Source organism: Roseateles toxinivorans, assembly GCF_004362525.1.
Taxonomy (GTDB): Bacteria; Pseudomonadota; Gammaproteobacteria; order Burkholderiales; family Burkholderiaceae_C; genus Paucibacter; species Paucibacter toxinivorans.
Window position 1 is genome coordinate 61,776 of sequence record NZ_SNXS01000002.1, and the last position, 22,085, is coordinate 83,860.

Genomic DNA, 22,085 nt, shown 5'->3' on the forward strand with positions numbered 1-22,085 from the left:
TGACTGCCGATGGGCACGGATTCGTCGAGCTTCGGCCGGAAAGGTCACGACGCCAAATCGCCGTGGCTCTAATGTCTTACCTGAGAGCATCATCCGTCCTGAAAGCAGCTGAATCGCGGCTGAAACGTTCTGAATTCGACAACGGCAAGCACAACGGGGTAGATCGAAAACACCTCTGCCCTCAATTCGTGAACTCCACCGCGACCTCACGGGTATCGGCAACACCTTGCGCATCCACCGCACTGAGCAAGTAGCGACCAGCCGCCGCCGGCTGCCAGCTCAAGTCCTTGCCAGTCGCCGACTGGCCCAGGTAGGCCGCGTCGGCAAACCAGTAGACCAGCCCCTGACGCGCCGCATTCGCACGCAAAGTCAGCGGCGTCGCCTGCTTCACCCGCAACACATAACTAGCCCCCTGCAGCGGCGAAACGATGCGCGGCCCGTCACCCTGGGCCTCGGCAGCCACCGCAACGCCACAGCGGGCCGGCACCGGTGGCACGCGCCGCGGCATGCCGGCCTGGGCGAACAGTTGCAGCATGTCGCTGCTCCAGTACTCGAACACCTCTTCGCGGATGTTGGCACCTAGCCGGCAGACGGCGCGGCCCGAGGCGTCGACCAGCACGGCGCGATGCAGGGTGCTGAGCTTGATCGGTGACTTGCCGGGGATGAACCAGGTCTCGGCCAGTTGCTTGCAATGTTCGTTGGGCAGATCGCCGCTGGCTGCGCAGACGGGAACGCGGCTCAGGTTGGCCGGCGCCTTGGTGGCCACCTCGCCGGCGTCCAGGCCCTGGCTGCGCAGGCTGTCGACGATCTGGAAGAACAGCGGTGCGGCGGCCTGCACGCCGACCAGGGCCGGGTTCGACGTGGCGTCGAAGTTGCCGAGCCAGACGACCAGCGCGTAGCGGCCGAACACGCCTGCCGTCCAGGCATCGCGAAAGCCCCAAGAGGTGCCGGTTTTCCAGGCCACGCGCGGGAAGGCCGGCCGGCCGGTGTCGGGCCGCGGGTTGTTACGCAGCATGTCCAGCGTGATGAAGGCGGCCTCTGGGCTCAGCAGTTGTTGGCCCTCTGCCGACGGCGTGGGGTCAGTCGTGAACTGCAGCGGCTTCAGCTCGCCGCCATTGGCCAGCATCGCGTACATCGCCAGCAGCTCCTCCATGCTCAGCTCGCCGCCGCCCAGGGTCAACGCCAGGCCGTAGTGCTGCTCGCTGGCCAGCTGGCTGACGCCGGCCAGCTTCAGGAACTGGTAGAGATTGGGCTGCTTCAGCTTTGCCGACACCTGGACGGCCGGGATGTTGCGGCTGCGCACCAGGGCGTTGGCGGCGGTGATGGGCCCCTCGAAACGGCCGTCGAAATTCTCCGGGCTGTAGGTGCCGAAGGCGGTGGGGGCATCCTTCAGGATGCTGGCCGGGTGCAGCACGCCCTGGTCCAGCGCCAGCGCGTATATAAAAGGCTTCAAGGTCGAGCCCGGCGAGCGCTTGGCGGTGGTGGCGTTGACCTGGCCGTCGATCTTGTCGTCGAACCAGTTCGCCGAACCGACCCAGGCACGCACCTGCATCGTCTGCGTATCGACCAGCAAGGCGGCAGCGTTGTTCAGGCCCTGGCCTTTGCGGTTGTCCAGGAACTGGGTGATGGTCCGCTCGACGGTGCGCTGCGTCGGCATGTGCAGGCTCAGTGTCGTCTGTGCAGCCGGGGTCTGGAAATGAGACTGCCGCATCAAGGTCTGCACGGCATGCGGAGCGGCGAACGGCAGCTCCTTGACGCTGCGCAGATTCAGCGGCAGGTTCAGACTGGCCTGCTGCGACGGGGCCAGGTCGTGAGGATGGCGCTTCAGCCAGGCCTGCCACAGCCGGCCGCGCGCATGGCCAAGCGCCACCGGCCAGGCCTCTCCACCGCGGCGATTCGGGTTCTGCGGGATCACGGCCAACGCCAGCGCCTCGGGCAGCAACAGTTGATCCGCCCGCTTGCCGAAGTAGATCAGGCTGGCTGCGCCGGCCCCCTCGATATTGCCGCCGTAGGGCGCGAGGTTCAGATATGCCTCCAGGATCTCGCGCTTGCCGTAGCGTGACTCCAGCCACAGCGCGGCGGCGATTTGCCTGAGCTTGCCCACGGGGCTGCGGCTGTCGATGCGGTACAGGCGCCGTACGAGCTGCATGCTCAGCGTCGAGCCACCCCGCCGCTTGTCGCCGCTCCAGGTGCTGACGGCGCCACGCACCAGGCTCGCCGGGTTGACGCCCGGGTGCCAGGCAAACCAGCGATCCTCGTACAGCTGTACCGCCTCGACCAGGCGCGGGTCGATCTGCTCAAGCGGCGTCCAGACGCGGTACTGCTCGTCGCGCGCCAGAGACAGGCGCAGCAAGGCGCCGTCGCCGCTGTAGAAGGCCGACGAGTAGCTGGCCTGCGCCTGCAGCGGTGGCTTGGGCAACAGGCGCAGTACCGCCAACACCACGAACACGAACAGTACCGCGATGGCAAGTCGCCGCAGCGCTGGTCGTTTGAAGGCCTTGTTCACCTCACTTCGCCACCACCACCATGCGCCCGGCCAGCGAACGCGCCTGCCGCTCGCGCTCGTACATCGATTGCGCAAAGGCCGGCGGCACGACGAACTCGCCGATATTGGTGGCGCGGATCTTGTACGTGTAGGTCTGCACCTTGTCCTCGGCCCAGCTGTAGATCACGACACGGTCTTCGCGCACATCGGCGAACTCCAGATTCGGGCCGGCCACAGTGCTCGGTGCGCCATTCGCATCGCGCCCCTGCACCGGCTCGAAGCCGCCGGGCAGCAGATCGGTCAGCGCCACGCTGCTGACGGCCGCACTGCCCGCGCCCGAGGCGCTGGTCATCGGCATGCCGCGCAGGCTCAGCCGCACCGTCACCTCATCGCCGACCTTCATCTGCGTGACCGGCTTGCCATCCGCGCCAACATACTCGCGCACCACCTCCAGGCCGGACTTCAGCTCCTGCGTCGGCGGCACGGCGTCGAAGCCGGTCTGCGTGACGGCGTAGTAGCTGGTCAGGCCGCTGCTCTCATTGCTGAGCTTCAGCTTGGTGGTGCCAGGCAGGAAGGCCGCGCGCGGCAGCAGATTGGCCGGCAGCACCAGCGGCGTGGCCACGCCCTTGGCATCGAGCTGGACGACGGCCAGCTTGCCCAGCGCCTGCTCGCCCAGGGTGCGCGCCATCGCGTCGAAGGCCAGCACCGTCCAGGCCGAGGACACGGTGTTGTAGCCACCGCTGGCCAGCGGCGCGACGAAGCGGGCGTAGGCCTTGGCGTCCAGGCCCTTGAGCCGCGCCGGGAAGTGGCGGGCCAGCAGGTACAAGGTCTGCGCGTCACGTATCGTCGGGTCGTTGTAGTAGGCGTAGCGATAGACCGGCCCGCCCTGCTCGACCTGCTTGGCCAGCGGTGCGATCAGCTCGGCCGCAGGCTTCTCCTGCTTCAGCAGCTGGTAGGTTGCGGCCAGATAGGCGGCGGTGGCGTCCAGCTTCCACTCCTTCGCGTGCTTGGCGTCTAGCGTTTCGCGCAGGCCCGCCAGCAGCGGCGTCGTCACCGCGCCGTTGCGCGTCAGCAGATAGATCGCGTAGGCCCGCTGGCGCGCCGCGTTCAGGTCGGCCGGATTGCTGCCCGCCAGCTGCTGCAGATACTCCAGGCCCTTGTTCAGCATGTCGGCCGGCACGGTGGCACCAGGCACGTCGAGCTCGCGCGCTTCCAGCATCAGGTGCACGGCATAGACGGACGCGTACTCGTCGGCTTGCACCGAGGCGGCCCAGAGGCCGAAGCCGCCCTGCGCGTTCTGCCGCGTGCGCAGCACGTTCAGCGTCTGCTGCAGGCTTGAAGCGGCGTTCTGCGGCGGTCGGTCCTGCGCGAACTCGGGCCGCTTGGCCAGGGCCAGGGCGGGCAGGCTGCGGCTCACCAGCTGCTCGGTGCAGGCATGCTCGAAGTGGTCGAGGTAGGTCATCAACCCCGGCGCCAGTGCCAGCGGCAGCACCGACAGCGCCACCTCCTGCTTGCGGAACTCGGGCACCAGGCTGCGCGGCGTGTCCACGTCCTTGGAGCCGCTGAAGCTGCCTATGCTCAGCGTCGTGGCCATGGGCGTGGCCGGGCGCACGCTGATGTCCATGCGGCGCGTCGCCGTCTTGCCGTTCCAGCTGGCGGTGAACTCCAAGGTGGCAGAGCCGAGCTTGGCCGAAGCGGCATCCTTCACCTTCAGCTTGAAGCGGGCCACGCCTTCACGCATGGGGCTGATCTTCAATGTCTGGCTGGGGTCGCCCACCAGCTCGAAGGTGGCGGCCGACTTGATCGCCAGCAGCACCGGCGCATCCTTGGGCGCGCCGGTGACGTTGTTGGCCACACCGACCGAGACCTCGAACTGGTCGCCCGGTGTGACCATCAACGGCAGATTGGGCGACAGCACGAAGTCACCGCGCACCAGCGCCTTGGTCTGGGCCACGCCGATGGCAGTGTCGTTGACGGCCACGGCCATCACCCGCAAGGTGCCATTGAAGTGGCCCGGCACGGTGTAGCTGAACTCCTTCTCGCCGCTCACGTCGACGATGCCCGACCAGTACACGGCCGGCGCCTCGCCCTTGCGCTTGAACGGATTCAGCTGGCGGGCATTGGCGCCGGCGTCATCGCCGCCCGGGGCCGAGGCGGCCATCAGGCGCTTGAACTCGGGCAGTATCAGGTCGAGGATCTGCGTGCTGCGTACCTCCAGTGCGCGCTTCTGGAAGAAGAAGCCCAGCGGATCGGCGGTCTGGTAGCGGGCTACCTGCAGAATGCCCTCGTCGATGGCGAACACCACCGCGCGGGTCGGCTTCTCGGCGGCGAGCTTGATCTTCAGCACCTGGCCGGGCTTGGTCAGCTCGGGCACGGTGAGCTTCAGATTGTTGGTGCGCTGCGCGAGGCTGGTGGCGAAGGGTACGACGCCATAGCTCAGCGGGCTCATGAAGATCTCGTCCGAGGCCGGGTCGCGAACGAACTGCACATTCACATAGCCATTGCCCTCGAAGTCCTTGGGCAGCTTGATCTTCTGCACCGAGGCGGTGGTGGTGGTCTTGAACCACTGCTGCGAGTAGATCTTGTCGCGCTCGATCGTGATCAGCCCGGCGCCGACGTAGGGCGCGCGGATGCTGATCTCGATGTCTTCGCCCGGCGCGTAATCCTTCTTGCTCAAGGTCAGCTGCAGCTCGGCATTGCGCTCCAGCGAGCGCGTCACATTGCCCGCGCCGGCCACGCTGTAGTCGATGCGGTTCAGCTCGATGCCGGTGGCATCGCGCAACACATAGCTGTAGTTGCCGGCCTTGCCGGTGTCCAGCGCCAGCTTGTGGCCAGCGGCGGGGATCGCCAGCGCGCTCTCGCTGATCACGCTCTCCTTCTTGCGCGACTCGTAGCGGTAAGTGTCATTCGGTTGGCGCATCAGCACCGACACGACCTTGCGCTCGACGAACTGCAGGGTCAGGTCTTGCACGGCTGTCTTCTTCGCCGCCGGGTCGATGGCGATCAGATGGCTGAAGCGCTGGCTGCCACGCGACACAAAGCCCAGGTCGCCGTCATGCTTGACGCCGATCAGGAAGGCCTGCTCGGACACCAGCGCACTGGTCTCGGCCGCCACGCTGCGGCCGCCCTCGGGTTCGAACACCTTGGCCAGCAGGCTCAGCCGGTAGGTGGCCTTGGCAAAGCGCTGCAGCCGCAAGTCGAACTCGGCATCGCCGTTCGCATCGGTCTGGCCGGCGGGCAGCTCGTCGGTGAAGCCCTCCTTGGCGCGCTGCGGATCGTAGAACTGGTAGTCGGCATGGCTGCGGAAGGCCGGCCAGGCCGGCTGCAGGGTCATGCTGGCCTCGACGCGGCGGCTCTCGGCGGGCGTGCCGAACAGGTTCTGCGCGTTGATGCGGCCCTTCAAGTCCTTCGGATTCACCCAGCCTTCGACCGAGGGCGATGACAATTGCGCCGTGACCTTCATCCGGTCCGGCAGGAACTCCTGCACCTTGACCGTGACGGTGCCGATCTGCCGCTCGACGCGGCCATCCTTGCCGATGATGTTCAGATTGACCGTGTAGTTGCCGGTGGGCGAGGTCTCCAGGGTCGCGTGGCTCAGCTCGGCAAAGCCGCCGGCCGCCAGACGCAGACGCTCACGCTTGACGGTCAGCCCGCGCGCATCGAGCACCTCGGCCTCCAGCGGCACGCCGGCCAGCGGTTTGGCCCAGTCGGCGGCCTTGACGATCAGGCCAATCTTCATCGTCTCGCCGGGGCGGTAGATGCCGCGGTCGGAGAACAGATAGGCGCTCAGCTGATCCTGCGTGCGGGCATTGGGCATGCCGCCGACATCGAAGCGCGAATAGTCGAGCTGGCGGTCATAACGGTTCAGCGGCATGAAGCTCATATCGCCGGCCTTCTTCGCCAGCACCAGCAACGGCGCGCGCTCGCGGTTCAGGCCCTCGAGCTTGTCAAAGTGGGCGCGGCCGCCGGCGTCGGTCAACTGGCTGAACAGGATGCTGCCGTTCTTGGCCATCACCTCGACCGTCACTCCGGCCAGCGGCAGGCCGGTGAAGATGGATTGCACGAACACATCGCGCGAGCCGTCGGTGCTCTGCTTGATCAACAGGCCCAGGTCGGTGACCAGCAGCAGCCGGCTCTGCTCCATGCTGGCCGGATCGGTGCCATCTTGCGGCGCGGCTTCACCATCACCGCCCTCGCCGTCGCCCTCCTCCGGTTCGGTGCGGGCCGGCGCGGCGCGGCGGTCGTCTTCGGCTTTCGGGTCATAGCCCTGAACCTTCAGCAGGAACAGGCCGCGGCGTTGCTCGCCGTCCTTGGCCAGGTATTCGGACAGGTCGATCGCCTCGTAGTGCGGCTTGCCCCGCTGCAGCTGCGGCAAGGGCAGCTTGCGCTCGAAGCGCTCGGTCATATTGTCCGGACCGAAGCTGCCGTAGAACTCGGGGTTGGTGAAGCTGCCCTGGGCCTGCGACACGAGGTGCTGCAGCTGCGACGGTTGCACGCGGCCCAGCTCGATGCGCAGGCCCGGCAGGTCGCGCACCAGCACGGCCAACTTCTTCTCGCCGCTCATCGGCAGCAAGGCGCCCTGGCTGAGGATGCGCAGCTCCGGCGGGAACGGCGGCACCTTGACCAGGCGCTGGCCCCGCTCGCGCATCAGATAGCCGCCAAAGCTCTTGGCCTTGGGCTCCAGCTGCACATAGAGCACGCGGCCGACATCGGCGCGGATCTTGAACGAATGCAGCTCGGTGTGCTCGCGCTCGGCCGCCACCGGCGTCAGCTCCAGCTTGGTGGATTGCTTCAGCACCGCATCGGTGATTTCCGCCGGATCGGGCCAGGCGTAGGGGCCTAGCTCCTGCTCGTCCTTCTTCGCGCCAGGCCGGAACACCGGCAGCACCCAGGCGCTGATGCTCTTGGCCACCTCGCGCTCATGCACTGGCTGCGAAACATTGACCAGCAACACCTGCTCGGGCTCGTAGCGCTCGTTGGTCACCACCTTGGCGACCACCTCGCCCAGCGCGAGGCTGTACAGACCTGGCACCGCCACCGCCTTGGCCAGCACCTCCTTGGTCGCCGGCCCGCCGGCCTGGGCGACCAGGCCCTTGTCGACGGTCAGGTTCAGAGTCGTCGATTCCTTCGGTATCGGCAGCGCGGCCGAATGCACGTAGGCCGACAGCTTCAGCTTGTCGTAGCTGACGGTGAACTTCGTCGTCTCGCGGCCCACGCCCAGCACGCCGGCAGCCTGGCCGGCCAGCTGCAGCTCGATGCGCTTTTCCAGCTCCGCCGCGTTGACCGGATGGCTGAAGCCCAGCTCGAACACGGCCTTCTTCAGCGCCGGATTGACCGGGTCCTGGTAGAACTCGGCCTTGCGCACCGCCGGCACGAAGGCGGCGCTGGCATAGGCGAACTCGTACTGCGCCAGCCGCACCTGGGGCGCGACGGCCTGGCGGTCCAGCACCACCTTGACCTCGGCACCGACCGGCCACTCCTGCTTGGGCGTGAACTCCAGCCGGTCATCGGCCGCCCAGCGCCAGCTGCCGTCGATCGCCGGCGTGGCGACGATGCCGGCCTGCACTTCCTTGCCCACCAGGGCCAGCGGCGCGACCGATTTCGAGAACTTGACCGACAGCGGCTGCGCCGTGCCGTTGTTCAGAAAATCGGTCAGCGGCGGGTTGGTGAAGGCAAAGGTGACCTCGATCGGCTTGGGCCGGGCCTGCCACCAGGCATAGCCGTAGTAGCCGCCGACGCCGGCCGCCAACAGGGCCGCCAGCACACCGGCGCTGGTGCGGGGCCGGGCGCGGACGGTGGCCACCGAAGCCGAGCCTGCGGCATGCAGCTTGGCGCCGCTCCAGCGCAGCCAGGGCGGCGCGCTCCAGGTGCCAAGCAGGCCACTGGCAGCGCGGCCAATGCCGCCCCAGATCCGTGACCCGCCCGATGCTTGTTCCGACATGACCCAGCTCCCCGTTTTGCGCTCGATTATGTGGTGCGTGGCGTGACATCCTTCGGCTGCCCGCCCTCACGCATCTGCGTCATCAGCGCATACCAGTCGATGCGCCGCGTGGCCACCATGATCACCACCAGCACCCCGAACAACAGCAGCGAGCCCAGCATCAGGGCCGTCTGCTCGCGCTGCAGCAGAACGTACAGCGTGCCGAACAGCGCCGCGATGCCGGCGCCAAAGGCCAGGCCGGCGGTCCATCCGCGCAGCACGAAGCTGCCGTAGAAGCCCAGCAGCACCGTGCAGGCCGCACTGGCCACCAGATAGGCCCACTCGAAGGCCAGATGCTCGCTGAGGCTGACCAGCAGCAGGAAGAACACGCTCAAGGCGCAGCCCACCAGCAGATACTGAATCGGGTGCACCCGCAGGCGCCGCAAGACCTCGACCAGGCCCACGGCGACAAAGCTCAGGGCGATGAACAGCAGGCCGTATTTGGTGGCACGGTCGCTGAGCGAGTAGACGCTGATCGGGTCCATGAAGCTCAGGCCGAAGGTCTCGACGCAGGCGGTCTTGTTGGTCTCAGGGCCGATGTCGCCGAAGGCACACAGGCCGGCGCCGGTCAGCAACTCCTGCGGCGCCGAGGTGGCCAGTGCGCTGAGCTGCCAGTTCGCGGTGAAGCCCTTGGCGGTCACTTCACGCTTGCTGGGCAAGAACCGGCCCCCGAACGAGGGATGGGGCCAGTCGGAGCGCAGCTCCAGCTGCGTGATCTCGCCCAGCGGCGCAAAGGCCAGCGTGCCGGTGCCGACCAGATCGAGCCCGACGCTGAGCTTCAGCGGCGCGGCGCTGTTGTCCACCCATTCGGCGGGCAGCTGCGCATGAAAGCCACGGCCGTGCTTGCCATGGCCGGTGCCCGGCAGGATGGCCAATGCTTGCTGATTGGCCGTGACGGTGGCCACGCGTATGCCGCGCGCATCGCCGACGGCCACAAACACCTGCGGCGGCTCGCAGTGCAGCCGCCCGCCGGCATGCTCGGCGCGGGGGCGCAGCGCGCTCAGGTCGGCCCATTGGGCGCTGAAGCTGCTGCCCAGCGTGTAGGTGTTGACCTTGAAGATGCCGCGGTAGCGCGGCGCGATATCGGCCTTGGCCTTGATGTCCAGGGTTGCCGGCAGGCTGGTCAGCACGAAGTCGCGCCGCTCGGTCACCAGCTGGCGCTCCTTGCCCTCGCCCTGCATCACGTCCCAGCGCTCGTCGCAGGCCCGCCGCAGCACCGGGCCCAGCAGCGTCTGCGCGCCGGCCAGCCCATCGGCCACGCTGGCCTGGGCTTCGCGCAGCCGCGATTCGCGCTCACGGACGATGCCGGTCACCGATGCCAGCGCCATCATCAGCGCCAGCAGCACGGCGATCAGCGCCAGCGCCTTGGTCAACACCGGGAACCTCATGCCGCCCCCGCCACGGTGAACGCCAGGCCCTGCGCCTGGGCCCCGAGCACGCACAGCGCAGCGGCGACGATGCAGATGGCGCTGCACAGCAGGAATCTGGCCGTCAGCGACCAGGGCAGGAAGCGCTGAATGAAGCGCTGAGTTCTCTTCGACATGGTGTTCTCCCTGAGCAAGCGTTTGAGTGATGAGCAACGCTGCTCAGCATCGGCCGGCTCGGAGAACGCCGTAAGAAGCCTTTTCGACTTGTGTGAAGTCTCTGTGAAGTCAGCCCATCAACCGGGGTAGGGACAGCACCGCCACCGCCCCGCCCTCATCCGCATTGCGCAGGCTGACCCGGCCGTCGTGCAGGGCCGCAATCTCCTTGACGAAGGGCAGGCCCAGGCCGGTGCTCTTGCGCTGGGTGTGGGGGCGGGCCAGCGAGTAGAACTTCTCGAACACCTTGTCGTCGGCATAGTCGGGGATGCCAGGGCCCTGGTCTTGCACAACCACATCGGCGCGACGGGCATGCAGCTGCAAACCCACGGTGATCAGGCTGCCTGAGGGCGAGAAATCCAGCGCGTTGTCGAGCAGATTGCCGACCGCGCGGCGCAGCAGGAAGGCGTCGCCGAGCACCTGCGCGTCGTCGCCGGCCAGCAGCTGCACCTGGATGCGGCGTGGCGCACCAGCGGCCGAGGCGCTGGCGCAGATATCGTCCAGCAGCGCGCGCAAGCCCACCGGCTGCGGATGCTCCAGGCTGCGGCGCGACTCCAGTGCGGCCAGCTCCATCATCCGGTCCACCAGCTCCTGGATGCGCTGGGTTTCGCGCTCGATATTGCCAACGAAGCGCTGGCGGTCGCTGTCGGCCATCGGTTCATGCAAGAGCTCGGCCGCGCCGCGTATCGCCGACAGCGGGCTCTTCAGCTCATGGGTCAAGGTCTGCACATAGTCGGCCACATAGTTGCGGCCGGCCAGCGCATCGCGCATCTCGGCATAGGCCGCGCCAAGCGTGCCCCAGGCGCGGCGGGACAGCCGCGGCAGGCTGAAGCTGCGCTGGGCGCGCACAAAGCGTAGATAGTCGGCCGCAAAGCCCCAGGGCCGCACCAGCCAGACCGAGAGGATCAGCATCAGCACCAGCACGGCGGCCACCGAGGTCAGGCCCACCAGCAGGGTCTTCTGCCGCGCCGCCTGCACGAACTGGCCGAAGCTCTGCGTCGGCTTGCCCACGGTCACCGCGCCGGCAATGCGGCCCTGCAGCCGTATCGGCGCGGCCACATACATCACCGAGGTGCTGGTCTGGCCCTCGACATCGGGCGTCAGCCTTGCGCCGTACTCCCCGGCCAGGGCCAGCTTGACGTCGCGCCACTGCGAGAAATCGGCGCCCTCGAAGCGGCCGGTCGAGTCGAGCAGCACCCGGCCGGCGGCGTCCACCACGGTGGCGCGCAGCTCGATGCGGGTCTTCTCGAAGCCGAAGATGTCGGCCTTGATGCGGCGCTCGTGGAGCGACTGGAACACCGGTTTCAGCGCCCTGGTGTTGATCACATCGGTGGACTGCTGCTCGATCAGGCTGGCCAGCAGATGCGCCGTCTCGACCATCGACTCCTCGGCCGATTCGCGGTAGCGCGGATCGATGTCACCGAGCAGGCGCCACATCAGCAGCGCCAGGCCCAGGGCATAGGCCAAGAGGACGGCGACGAAGACGCGGTTGCGTTGGCTCAAGCGGCTGTCTCAATGAGGGGTCGAGTGAAGGACGGCCGGCAGGTCTTCTGCCAGCGCATAGCCGGTGCCGCGGTGCGTGCGTATGGCCTCCAGCTGCGGGGCGATCACCTTCAGCTTGGCGCGCAGCGTCTTCACATGGGCATCGACGGTGCGGTCCAGGCTGTCGCTGTGATCGTCCCAGACCTGGGCCAGCAAGGCGTCGCGGGTGAACACGTGGCCGGGGCGGCGCATCAGGGCCTTCAGCAGGCCGAACTCGTAGCGCGACAGGTCCAGCGGCCGGCCATAGAAGCGGATCTGGCGCCGGCCCTCGTCGAGCTCGAACACCGCGCTGGGCGCAGGCGCCGAAGCGCTCTTGCCGGCCCGGCGCAGCACGGTGCGCACCCGCGCCACCAGCTCGCGCGGCGAGAAGGGCTTGGCCACATAGTCGTCGGCGCCCAGCTCCAGGCCGACGACGCGGTCGATCTCGGCGCCGCGCGCGGTCAGAAAGACCACAGGCACCTCGATCAGGCTCTGGCGCAGCCGCTTGAACAGCTCGAAGCCGTTCATGTCCGGCAGGCCCACATCGAGAATGATCAACGCCGGCACGCGCTGGGCCACCGCCGTGAGGGCTGCCTCGGCGGTCGCGCACCACAGCGCTTCGAAGCCATCGGTGCGCAGCGCGTATTGCAGCGTGTCGGCGATGCCGGGCTCGTCTTCGACGATCAGGATCAAGGGCTTGATTGGCATCATGGGCAAATCATACGCAGACGGTGCGCGGAGCACGCAGGCCGAGGCATGATGCCCGCCATGTCGTCCGCACCCCAAGCCGCGTCACCGCGCCTGCTCACCCTCGCCTGGCCCCTGTTTCTCGAACTCTGGCTGGCCATTGCCGTGGGCATGGTCGGCACGGTGCTGGCCGGGCGCATGTCCGACAGTGCCGGTGGCGCCTTCGCGCTGGCCAACCAGGTCTCGGCCACGCTGTTCATCCTGTTGCGCATCATCGGCGCCGGGGTCAGCGTGGTGGTCACGCAAAGCCTGGGCGGCGGCCGACGCGACACCGCCGACCAGGTGGCCCGCGCGGTGCTGGGCGCCAGCAGCTGGATAGGCCTGGGCACGGCCCTGCTCGCGCTGGTGGGTGCCGGGCCCCTGCTGCGCCTGATGAATGCGCCGGCCGAGGTGCTGCCTCTCGCCACCGTGTTTCTGCAGTCGCTGTGCGTGGCGATGCTGCTCGATGCCTGGAACGCCTCGATGGCCAGCGTGATGCGCGCCCATCTGCGCACCCGTGACACGCTGGCCGTGTTCGTCGCCATGCATGTCTGCCACCTGGCCCTGGCCTGGCCACTGATGCAGCGCATGGGCCTGCCCGGCTTTGCGCTGGCGCTGGCGATCAGCCGGGCGCTGGGCCTGGCGCTGCACCTGTGGCTGTGGCGCACGCGGCTGGGCATCCGCCCCTCGGCCGCCGACTGGTGGCGCCTGCCCCGGCGCGAGCTGGCCGCGGTGCTGCACATCGGCCTGCCCGGCGCGGCCGAGAACATCGCCTACCGGCTGGCTTTCATGGTCAGCGTCGCGGTGGCGGCCCTGCTGGGCACCCAGGCGCTGGCGACCCAGGCCTATGCGCTGCAGCTGATGTATGGCGTGCTGCTGTTCGGTCTGGCCACCGGCTTTGCGGTGGAGATCGTCGTCGGCCACATGATAGGCGCCGGGCGCCTGCACCAGGCGCACCGGCTGGTGCGGCGGGCGCTGGCGCGCGGCCTGGCCGTCAGCACGATGGTGGCGCTGTGCGCCGCGCTGGCCGCGCCGTGGATGCTGGGCTGGTTCACGCAAGACCCGCAGATCATCGCCACCGGCACCACGCTGATGTGGATCACCGTGCTGCTGGAGCCGGGCCGCACCTTCAACCTGGTCGTCATCAACGCGCTGCGCGCGGCCGGCGATGCCCGCTATCCGGTGGTGGCCGGTGCAGCCTCGATGCTGCTGGTGCTGGCCGGCGGCAGCTGGGTGCTGGGCATCTATTTCGGCTGGGGCCTGGCCGGGCTGTGGATCGCCTATGCCGCCGATGAATGGATACGCGGCCTGCTGATGTGGCGGCGCTGGGCCACGCTGGGCTGGCTGCCCCACGCCCGCGCGGCGCACCGGCGGCTGCGCGCGGCCAATGCGGCGGCCTGAGTGGCCTAGCGGCTGTGCGAGGTCAGTCGTGCCAGCGGTCCGGCCAGGCTGACGCCCGGCGCGGCACGGCGGGCACCGGTGGGTGGCTGCGGCGTCACGGGGCTGGCATCCGACTCGTCGAGGCGCTCGTCGGCCGGGCCGCTGAGCAGGCCCACCCCATCGGGGCTGCGGCGCATGGCCACGCCGACGGCCAGGATGTCGATCACCAGCAGGTGCAGGATGCGGCTGACCATCGGCAGATGGGTGGCCACGTCTTCCACATGGTCGACGATCAGCGCGGCATCGGCCTTGCGCGCCAGCGGTGACTGGCTGGCGGTGATGGCGACCACGGCCGCGCCGCGCTCGCGCGCCTTCTCGGCCACCTCCAGCAGCTCGGGCAGCTTGCCGCCGCTGCTGATGATCACCGCCACATCGCCCGGGTTCAGTACCGAGGCGGCGAGCAGCTGCAGACGCGGGTCGGTGTAGGCGCCGCTGGACACGCCGAAGCGCAGGAACTTGAACTGCGCGTCCTGGGCCACCACGCCGTAATGGCCGACGGCATAGAACTCGACCCGCTTGGCATGGATCAGCAGCTGGATCGCCCGATCGATCATGTCGCGGTTCAGCTCGCTGCGCACCTGCAGGATGGCCGAGGCGGTGTTGCCCAGCACCTTGGCGCCGAGCTCCAGCATCGAATCGTCCTGCGTGACCTGGGTGTGGGTGACCGGCACCGTGCCGGTCAGGCCCGAGGCCAGGCGCAGCTTGAAGTCGGACAGGCCTTCGCAACCCAGCGAGCGGCAAAAGCGGATCACCGTCGGCTGGCTGACCTGCGCGGCGCGCGCGATCTCCGCGATCGGGTCGTTCAGCACCGAGCGCGCATGGGCCAGCACATGCTCGGCCACTCGCAGCTCGGCCGGTGACAGCTCGGCACGGGCGCGGCGGATCTGCCCGAGGATGGCCGAGCCGGGCTCGGTCTTCAGCGCGCGCAGCTGGGCGTCCAGGATCGCCGAGGCGCCGCTGAAGGTGGCGTGCTCGGCGGTGATGACATAGGTCGGTATCGCGGCCACGTACTGGCTGAAACGGCCCTTGTCCTCGAAGCGGGCACGGAATGGCGAGCGGTCGAAATACTCGCCCAGCCGCGGCACGATGCCGCCGCCGATATAGATGCCGCCCAGCGCGCCCAGGGTCACCGCCAGATTGGCGGCGGCCGTGCCGAGCAGCGCGCAAAACACATCCAGCGTGTCCACGCAGACCGGGTCGGTGCCGTCAAGCGCCCGGCGGGTGATCTCGGGGGCATGCAGGTCTTCGCCGGCCACGCCGCCATGCTCGGCCAATGCGCGGTACATCAGCTCCAGGCCCGGGCCGGAGACCAGGCGCTCGAAAGACACATGCTCGAAATGCTTCCAGGCAAAGCGCAGCACCGCGATCTCGCGCTCGTCATGCGGCGCGAAGCTGGTGTGACCGCCCTCGGTGCCGAGGGCCACCCAGCCCTCGCCGGCCGGGATCAGGCCCGACACGCCCAGGCCGCTGCCCGGGCCCAGCACGCCGATGACGCTCTGCTTGCTCGCGTCACCGCCGCCGATCTGGCGCCGGTCACGGCCAGACAGCCGCGGCACCGCCATCGCCAGCGCGGTGAAGTCATTGACCACCACCAGGGTGTCCAGACCCAGCTGCTGGCGCATCTGCTCGATCGAGAACTGCCAGTGGTAGTTGGTCATGCGCACCTGGTCGCCATCGACCGGGTTGGCAATGGCCACGCCGGCATGCTCCACCTGCACCGGCGGCAGCATCGCCAGATAGCCCTTCACCGCGGCATGGAAGTCGGTGTAGTCGGCGCAGCGCAAGGACTGCACATGGCTGAACTCGCCCTGCGCCGTTTCCAGTGCGAAGCGGGCATAGGTGCCGCCGATGTCGGCAATCAGGCGCGGGCTGTCAAAGGCGAGCATGTCAGTGGAATGAGGCGTTGGGCGTTAGGGGCAGCACTGCTGCGGTCGATTATGGGGCAGCCCGCCGACAGCCCAGCCGGTGAAGAACCCGGCCTTCCTTTTGACGCCCAACGTGTAGCTTGACTACAGATATTCCGAGCCTGATCAGCGCCTCTCAGGTTCATTCCACCCATGTCGTTTCCGCCTATTGCCTTTGCAATGTAGTTTAGCTACATTTCAACCGAACAGTGCCAACCCCGTGGCCGATCCAACCCAAGAGCACCGTGCCAGCCCCAGCTCAACCCCCACTCTCCAGCGCCGCCAGCGCCAGCCACCCCTGGCTGGTGGCCGATATCGGCGGCACCAATGCCCGCTTTGGCTGGGTAGATGGCCGCAGCGAGGCCGTCCAGCATGTGCGCACCCTGTCCGTGCCCGACTTCAGCGACCCGGCCGCAGCGGCGCAGGCCTATCTGGCGCAGCTGAACACTCTGTTGGGCAGCGATTTCCAGCCGCCGCACCGTGCCGCCTTTGCCGTGGCCACGGCCGTGGCCGGCGACCGCATCGAGCTGACCAACAGCCACTGGAGCTTCTCGCGCCAGCAGGTGCAGAGCGAACTCGATCTGCAGGCGCTGCTGGTGCTCAATGACTTCGAGGCGCTGGCACTTTCGCTGCCGCGCTTGCAGCCCACGCAATGGCGGGCCCACGGCGCGGCGCCACTGCACCAGGGCACGCTGGCGGTGATAGGCCCCGGCACCGGCCTGGGCGTGGCCGGCGTGCTGCAGACCTCCGCCGGCTGGGTGGCCCTGGCCAGCGAGGGCGGCCACGCCACCCTGGCGGCCGGCGACGAGTTCGAGAGCGCGCTGCTGGCCCGCGTGCGGCAGGACTTTCCGCACGTCTCGGCCGAGCGCCTGCTGTCCGGCATTGGCCTGCCGGTGCTGCACGGCGCGCTGGCCGATGTGTTGGACCAAGCGTCCCCGCCACTGAGCACCGAGCAGATCGTCGCCCTGGGCCTGTCGGGCGCCGACCCGCTGTGCGCCCAGAGCCTGGACATGTTCTGCGCCCTGCTCGGCAGCTTCGCCGGCAATGTGGCCCTGACCCTGGGGGCCCGCGGCGGCGTCTATATCGGCGGCGGCATCGTGCCGCGCCTGGGCGAGATGTTCTTCGCCTCGCGCTTTCGCGAACGCTTCGAGGCCAAGGGGCGCTTTCGCAGCTACCTGGAAGAAATCCCGACCGCCCTGATCACCGACACCCTGGCGGCACTGACCGGCGCGGCCCTGGCCATCGAGCAATACCGCCAGGCCTAGGCACTACAAGCAGCTCGATTCAAATGTAGTTTGGCTACAAAACAACACCCAAAGCGGTGCACCATCGGTACGGCAGAGGTCGATGAAATCCCTTTCACCATAGAGCAATGCGAACCAAAGCTGTGCATTCACTCAGATAAAAATGCACCTTTTAGGGTTTGTATCGGGTTGATAAATCATCTAGTTTAAGTACAAACTTGCATCAAGGTCCTGATAGGGCCACCGGTTCCGGGTTCCTTTTGACCGCTCGCGGGCAGGTCACTGGGATGTGTAGTTCGAGTGAGATCTAGGAGACAAGAGATGAAGAGTTCTGCAAACAAGCGCGCTGGCGCTTCGGGCGCCCAGCGCTTCCGGGTCAGCCCGGTGGTGGCGGGTTGCACCCTGCTGATGCTGGCCTCGGGCGCGAGCTTCGCGCAGCAGGCCCCCGCAGCGCTGGACACCGTGACGGTGACCGGCATCCGCCGCGGCATCGAGAGCGCCATCTCGGTGAAGAAGAACTCCGACTCCATCGTCGAATCGATCTCGGCCGAAGACATCGGCAAGCTGCCCGACAACAGCATCGCCGAGTCGATCGCCCGTCTGCCCGGTCTGTCGGCCCAGCGCGTGGCCGGTCGTGCCCAGGTCATCAGCGTGCGCGGCCTGTCGCCCGACTTCGCCACCAGCCTGCTCAATGGCCGTGAACTGGTCAGCACCGGCGACAACCGCAGCGTCGAGTTCGATCAGTACCCGTCGGAACTGATGAGCGGCGTGACCGTCTACAAGACGCCCGACGCCGGCCTGATCGGCCAGGGCCTGTCTGGGACGCTGGACATGCAGACCGTGCGCCCGCTGAACTTCGGCAGCCGCGTCGTCTCGCTGAACGTGCGCGGACAGCGCAACTCGCTGGGATCGGCCGCCAATGCGGACGCCACCGGCAACCGCATCAGCGCCAGCTACATCGACCAGTTCGCCAACCGCACGGTGGGCCTGGTGCTCGGCTACGCCCACCAGGAAACGCCGGTGCAGGAAAACCAGGTGGGCCTGTACGAGCCCTGGGAAGCGGTCGGCGACGGCTGGCGCCCCGGCGTGGCGGCGGGCACCTTCTATTCGAACGGCATCAAGGCGCTGCGCCGCACCGGCGTGACCAAGCGCGATGCGTTGATGGCCACGCTGGAAATGCGTCCGTCCAAGGACTGGACCAGCGTGCTGGACGTCTATCACACGACCGCCAAGCAGGAAGACACGGCCAACCAGTTCGAAGTCAACCTCGGCGACTACAACGGTGGCTATGGCCGTATCGGCATCACCGGTGCCCAGATCAACGGCAACAACACCTTCACCGGCGGCACAGTCGCGAACCTGTACCCGCTGATTCGCGGCATGTACAACAAGCGCGAAGACACGATCGATGCCATCGGCTGGAACAACAAGTTCACGGCCGCCGGCATCAAGTGGAACGCCGACATCAGCTACTCCAAGGCCAAGCGCGACGAGCTGAGCCTTGAGAACAACACCCAGCTCCCGCCGGTCGGTTCGGTCGCGCCGCTGGATACGCTGAAGCTCAACTTCGGCACCGGTGGCTTCTCGTCGATGATCCCGACGCTGAGCTACTCCGACCCGACCAAACTGCTGCTGCGCGGCACCATCTACGGCTCCGGCTATGGCAAGGTGCCCAGCGTGGAAGATGAGCTGAAGAGCTTCCGCTTCGGCGGCACGGCGGCCGTGCCGGCCATGCTCGACGGCTTCCTGTCCGACATCGAGTTCGGCCTGAACTACGCCGACCGCGCGAAGAAGAAGCGCCAGCCCGAGGGCAATATCAATGTGGGCGCCCAGGGCGACACGGCCGTCGGTGCGGAGTTCCAGTACGGGCTGGTGGACCTTGGCTTTGCCGGCCTGGGCCAGATCCCCGCGTGGAATGTGCCGGGCGCCGTGGCCAAGTACATGACCTTCAGCCCCAGCGGCACCGCCTTCCCCTATCTGGTGGCCAAGGCCTGGGACGTCAAGGAGTCGATCACCACCGGCTACCTGAAGGGCAATATCGACACCAAGATCGGCGGCTTCGATGTGCGCGGCAACATCGGTGTGCAGCTGCAGCGCGTCGACCAGTCCTCGACGGCCGTGCGCCTGACCGACGGCGCGAACCCGAAGCCGGTGGAAGACGGCAAGAGCTATACCGACGCACTGCCCGCCATGAACCTGGTGTTCGCCCTGGGCAATGACCAGACCCTGCGCATGGCCCTGGCCAAGCAGGTGGCACGGCCGCGCGTCGATCAGCTGCGCTCGGCGCTGGAGTTCGGCGTGGGCGACAACCCGAACGCCCAGGGCTTCCGCGAGCCCGGCGCCAGCGGTGGCAACGCCAAGCTCGACCCATGGCGCGCCGTGGCCTTCGACCTGTCTTACGAGAAGTACTTCGGCAACAAGGCCTATGTGGCCGCCGCCTACTTCCACAAGGACCTGAAGAGCTACATCTACACGCAGAAGATCTCGAACTACGACTTCGCGCCCTTCATCGGCGACGCCAAGGTCATCCTGGACGCCAATGGCAAGCCGGTGCCAATCCAGACCCTGGGCACCTACACCGCCCCCGACAATGGCAAGGGTGGCCGCCTGTCGGGTGTCGAGCTGTCGGCCTCGCTGCCCTTGAACATGCTGACGCCGGCGCTGAGCGGCTTTGGCATTCAGGCCAGCGCCAGCTTCACCAGCAGCAGCATCAAGGTCAAGGATCCCGAGAGCGCCTCCAGCGTCGGCTCCGGCGACATCTCGCTGCCCGGCCTGTCCAAGCGCGTGACCAACCTGACCTTCTACTACGAGAAGGCCGGCTTCGAGGCCCGCATCAGCCAGCGCAAGCGTTCGGACTTCATTGGCGAGATCGGCAACTTCAACGGCAACCGCACCTTGCGCTATGTGGTCGGCGAGAGCATCGTCGACGCCCAGATCGGCTACAACTTCACCGAAGGATCGCTGAAGGGCCTGGGTCTGCAGCTGCAGATCAACAACCTGGGCAACGCCGCCTACCAGACCTATGCCGGCACCAAGGATCGCCCGCTGGAGCACATCGAGTGGGGCCGCACCGTCTTGCTGGGTGCCAGCTACAAATTCTGATAGGCTGAACACCAGCGCTCCGGCGCATCAACAGCCCCGACGTTCGCGCGTCGGGGCTTTTTTCCTTTCTCACCCCAGCCCATGCCCAAGAACCGAAGCTCGCTCCACCCCACCCTGCGCAGACGCAGCCTGCTCGCCCTGGCGCTGAGCAGCGCCCTGCCGCTGGCCCGGGCCCAGGGAGCAGCCGACAAGCCCGACGCCGCGCGCCTTTTCCGCGCCCCGCAGATGCTCGGGGCCGTGCTCGCGCCCAATGGTCACCGCCTGGCCATGCGCAGCGTCGGCCCCCAGGGCCGGGTGATGCTGACGGTGCTGCAGCTCGACACCCTGGCGCCCAAGGTGGTCTACAACTCCGATAACGCGGACGTCGAGCGCGTGGTCTGGGTCAACAACGACCGGCTGGCCTTCGACCTCACAGATCGCGAAACACCCCAGGGCAAGATAGACGCTGGTCCGGGCCTGTTCGCGGTGGACCATGACGGCGCGAACCTGCGCCAGCTGGTGGAGCGCCAGGTCGCCTGGCTGAAGGACGGCAACGACACCCGGCAGCTGCAGCCCTGGAACACCTTTCTGCTCAACGGCAGCACGCTGCGCCAGGGCGATGCGGTGATGGCCGTGCGGCCCGAGGCCTATGACGGCAAGGACATGGGCTTTTTCAAGCTCCTGCGCGTGGACACCCGCAACGGCCGCGCCGAGACGGTGGACAGCCCGCTGCACTCGGTCGGCTGGTGGCCCGACGCCCAGGGCAATCTGCGCGTGGCGCTGACCCGCGACGGCGAGAAGGCCGCCCTGCGCTGGAAGGACCCTGCCAGCGGCCAATGGCGGGTGCTGGCCGAATTCAATGCCTACACCGAGGACGGCGATCTGCAGGTGCGCCATGTGGGCGCGGACGGCAAGCTCTATGTCAGCGCGCGCCGTGGCCGCGACAAGCAGGCGATGTGGCTGCTGGACCCGGCCACCGGCACCTGGTCGGCCAAGCCGCTGGCGGAGTCACCCCAGTTCGATGTCGATGCCCAGGCGCTGGCCCGCCAAGACAGGGTGCTGGGCCTGCGCTTCACCATCGATGCCGAGGTCACCCAGTGGCTGGACGCAGACATGCAAACGCTGCAGGCACAGATCGACAAGGTGCTGCCCAGCACCGTCAACCGCCTGTCTGTGCCCTGGAGCGACGATGCGCCCTGGGTCTTGATCGAGGCCTTTGCCGACATCCAGCCAACGCAGTACCTGCTGTTCAACCGCGAAACCCGCAAGTTCACCCGGCTCGGCGGCGAGCGCCCTGACATCGAGGCCAAGCAGATGGCGGCCATGGACATGGTGCGCATCAAGGCCCGCGACGGGCTGGAGATTCCGGCCTGGCTGAGCCTGCCGCCCGGTGCGGAGAAGCTGGACAAGAAGAACCTGCCCCTGGTGGTGCTGGTGCACGGCGGGCCGTTTGTGCGTGCCCCCGGCTGGACCTGGGACGCCGAGGTGCAGTTCCTCAACGCACGCGGCTATGCCGTGCTGCAGCCGCAGTTCCGCGGCACGCTGGGCTTTGGCACCGCCCATGCCCGGGCCGGCTGGCGCCAATGGGGCAAGGCGATGCAGGCCGATCTGGCCGACGCGGCGCGCTGGGCCATTGCCCAGGGCATTGCCGACCCCAAGCGCATCGCCATTGCCGGCGCCAGCTATGGCGGCTATGCGGCGCTGATGGGCCTGGTGCGCGACGCCGATCTGTTCCGCTGCGCGGTGGCCTGGGTCGGCGTGACCGACCTGGACATGCTGCACACCGTCAACTGGAGCGATATGTCGGACTCGTTCAAGACCCACGGCATGCCGGCCCTGGTCGGCGATCGCGTCAAGGACGCTGCCGACCTGAAGGACAACTCACCGCTGACGCACGCGGCCAGGATCAGGCAGCCGCTGCTGCTGGCCTATGGCAGCGCCGACCGGCGCGTGCCGCTGATCCATGGCGAGGCCTTCCGCAAGGCCGTGCAAGCTGGCAACACGGCGCTGGAATGGGTGGTCTATCAAGACGAGGGCCATGGCTGGCGGGTGCCGGCCAACAGGGTTGATTTCTGGAACCGCACGGCGACCTTCCTCGACAAGCATCTGACGCCGCGCTGAGCG

11 protein-coding genes are annotated in these 22,085 nt (G+C 67.8%); 4 read left to right on the top strand and 7 right to left on the bottom strand.

The features are described from left to right. Nucleotides 1-181: 181 nt before the first annotated feature. The 6 genes from pbpC to creB form a co-directional block, all read right to left on the bottom strand. A complete protein-coding gene (gene pbpC, locus DES47_RS06010; protein ID WP_243748188.1) occupies nucleotides 182-2,506 on the bottom strand; it encodes a penicillin-binding protein 1C in 2,325 nt (774 codons plus the stop codon). 1 nt (nucleotide 2,507) lies between these two features. Continuing rightward, a complete protein-coding gene (locus tag DES47_RS06015; RefSeq protein ID WP_133699791.1) occupies nucleotides 2,508-8,426 on the bottom strand; it encodes an alpha-2-macroglobulin in 5,919 nt (1,972 codons plus the stop codon). 26 nt (nucleotides 8,427-8,452) lie between these two features. Beyond that, on the bottom strand, nucleotides 8,453-9,853 hold the full coding sequence (creD, locus tag DES47_RS06020; protein WP_133699792.1) for a cell envelope integrity protein CreD: 1,401 nt from the start codon (nucleotides 9,851-9,853) through the stop codon (nucleotides 8,453-8,455). Beyond that, nucleotides 9,850-10,008 (bottom strand): hypothetical protein, encoded by a 159-nt coding sequence (locus DES47_RS28645; RefSeq protein ID WP_166651874.1) that lies wholly within the window; start codon nucleotides 10,006-10,008, stop codon nucleotides 9,850-9,852. Before DES47_RS28645 ends, creD begins: the two co-directional genes overlap by 4 nt. Nucleotides 10,009-10,117: 109 nt before the next feature. Further along, nucleotides 10,118-11,548, bottom strand: coding sequence for a two-component system sensor histidine kinase CreC (creC, locus tag DES47_RS06025; protein WP_133699793.1), 1,431 nt, complete (start codon nucleotides 11,546-11,548; stop codon nucleotides 10,118-10,120). Between the two features lie 9 nt (nucleotides 11,549-11,557). Next, nucleotides 11,558-12,274 carry a two-component system response regulator CreB gene (gene creB / locus DES47_RS06030; RefSeq protein ID WP_133700753.1) on the bottom strand — a complete coding sequence of 239 codons (717 nt, stop codon included), beginning with the start codon at nucleotides 12,272-12,274 and terminating at the stop codon, nucleotides 11,558-11,560. 60 nt (nucleotides 12,275-12,334) lie between these two features. On the opposite strand from creB, the gene DES47_RS06035 reads away from it, so the two are divergent. Beyond that, entirely contained in the window at nucleotides 12,335-13,693 is a 1,359-nt protein-coding gene (locus tag DES47_RS06035; RefSeq protein ID WP_243748189.1) for an MATE family efflux transporter, read from the top strand. A 5-nt stretch (nucleotides 13,694-13,698) separates the two neighbouring features. Here the strand turns inward: DES47_RS06035 and DES47_RS06040 are convergent, their stop codons facing one another. Further along, nucleotides 13,699-15,618 (bottom strand): glucokinase, encoded by a 1,920-nt coding sequence (locus DES47_RS06040; protein WP_133699795.1) that lies wholly within the window; start codon nucleotides 15,616-15,618, stop codon nucleotides 13,699-13,701. A gap of 263 nt (nucleotides 15,619-15,881) precedes the next feature. Between DES47_RS06040 and glk the strand changes: the two genes are divergently transcribed. The 3 genes from glk (at nucleotide 15,882) to DES47_RS06055 (ending at nucleotide 22,082) form a co-directional block, all read left to right on the top strand. Then, a complete protein-coding gene (glk, locus tag DES47_RS06045) occupies nucleotides 15,882-16,901 on the top strand; it encodes a glucokinase (RefSeq protein ID WP_208114920.1) in 1,020 nt (339 codons plus the stop codon). Between the two features lie 300 nt (nucleotides 16,902-17,201). Continuing rightward, on the top strand, nucleotides 17,202-19,982 hold the full coding sequence (locus tag DES47_RS06050; RefSeq protein WP_133699796.1) for a TonB-dependent receptor: 2,781 nt from the start codon (nucleotides 17,202-17,204) through the stop codon (nucleotides 19,980-19,982). Between the two features lie 81 nt (nucleotides 19,983-20,063). Then, nucleotides 20,064-22,082, top strand: coding sequence for a S9 family peptidase (locus tag DES47_RS06055; RefSeq protein ID WP_133699797.1), 2,019 nt, complete (start codon nucleotides 20,064-20,066; stop codon nucleotides 22,080-22,082). Nucleotides 22,083-22,085: the final 3 nt, after the last annotated feature.

Coding starts and splice junctions, on each gene's coding strand:
- creB (WP_133700753.1), bottom strand. CDS start 12,274: ATGCCAATCAAGCCCTTGATCCTGATCGTCGAAGACGAGCCCGGCATC.
- creD (WP_133699792.1), bottom strand. CDS start 9,853: ATGAGGTTCCCGGTGTTGACCAAGGCGCTGGCGCTGATCGCCGTGCTG.
- DES47_RS06050 (WP_133699796.1), top strand. CDS start 17,202: ATGAAGAGTTCTGCAAACAAGCGCGCTGGCGCTTCGGGCGCCCAGCGC.
- DES47_RS06040 (WP_133699795.1), bottom strand. CDS start 15,618: ATGCTCGCCTTTGACAGCCCGCGCCTGATTGCCGACATCGGCGGCACC.
- DES47_RS06035 (WP_243748189.1), top strand. CDS start 12,335: ATGTCGTCCGCACCCCAAGCCGCGTCACCGCGCCTGCTCACCCTCGCC.
- DES47_RS06015 (WP_133699791.1), bottom strand. CDS start 8,426: ATGTCGGAACAAGCATCGGGCGGGTCACGGATCTGGGGCGGCATTGGC.
- DES47_RS06055 (WP_133699797.1), top strand. CDS start 20,064: ATGCCCAAGAACCGAAGCTCGCTCCACCCCACCCTGCGCAGACGCAGC.
- DES47_RS28645 (WP_166651874.1), bottom strand. CDS start 10,008: ATGTCGAAGAGAACTCAGCGCTTCATTCAGCGCTTCCTGCCCTGGTCG.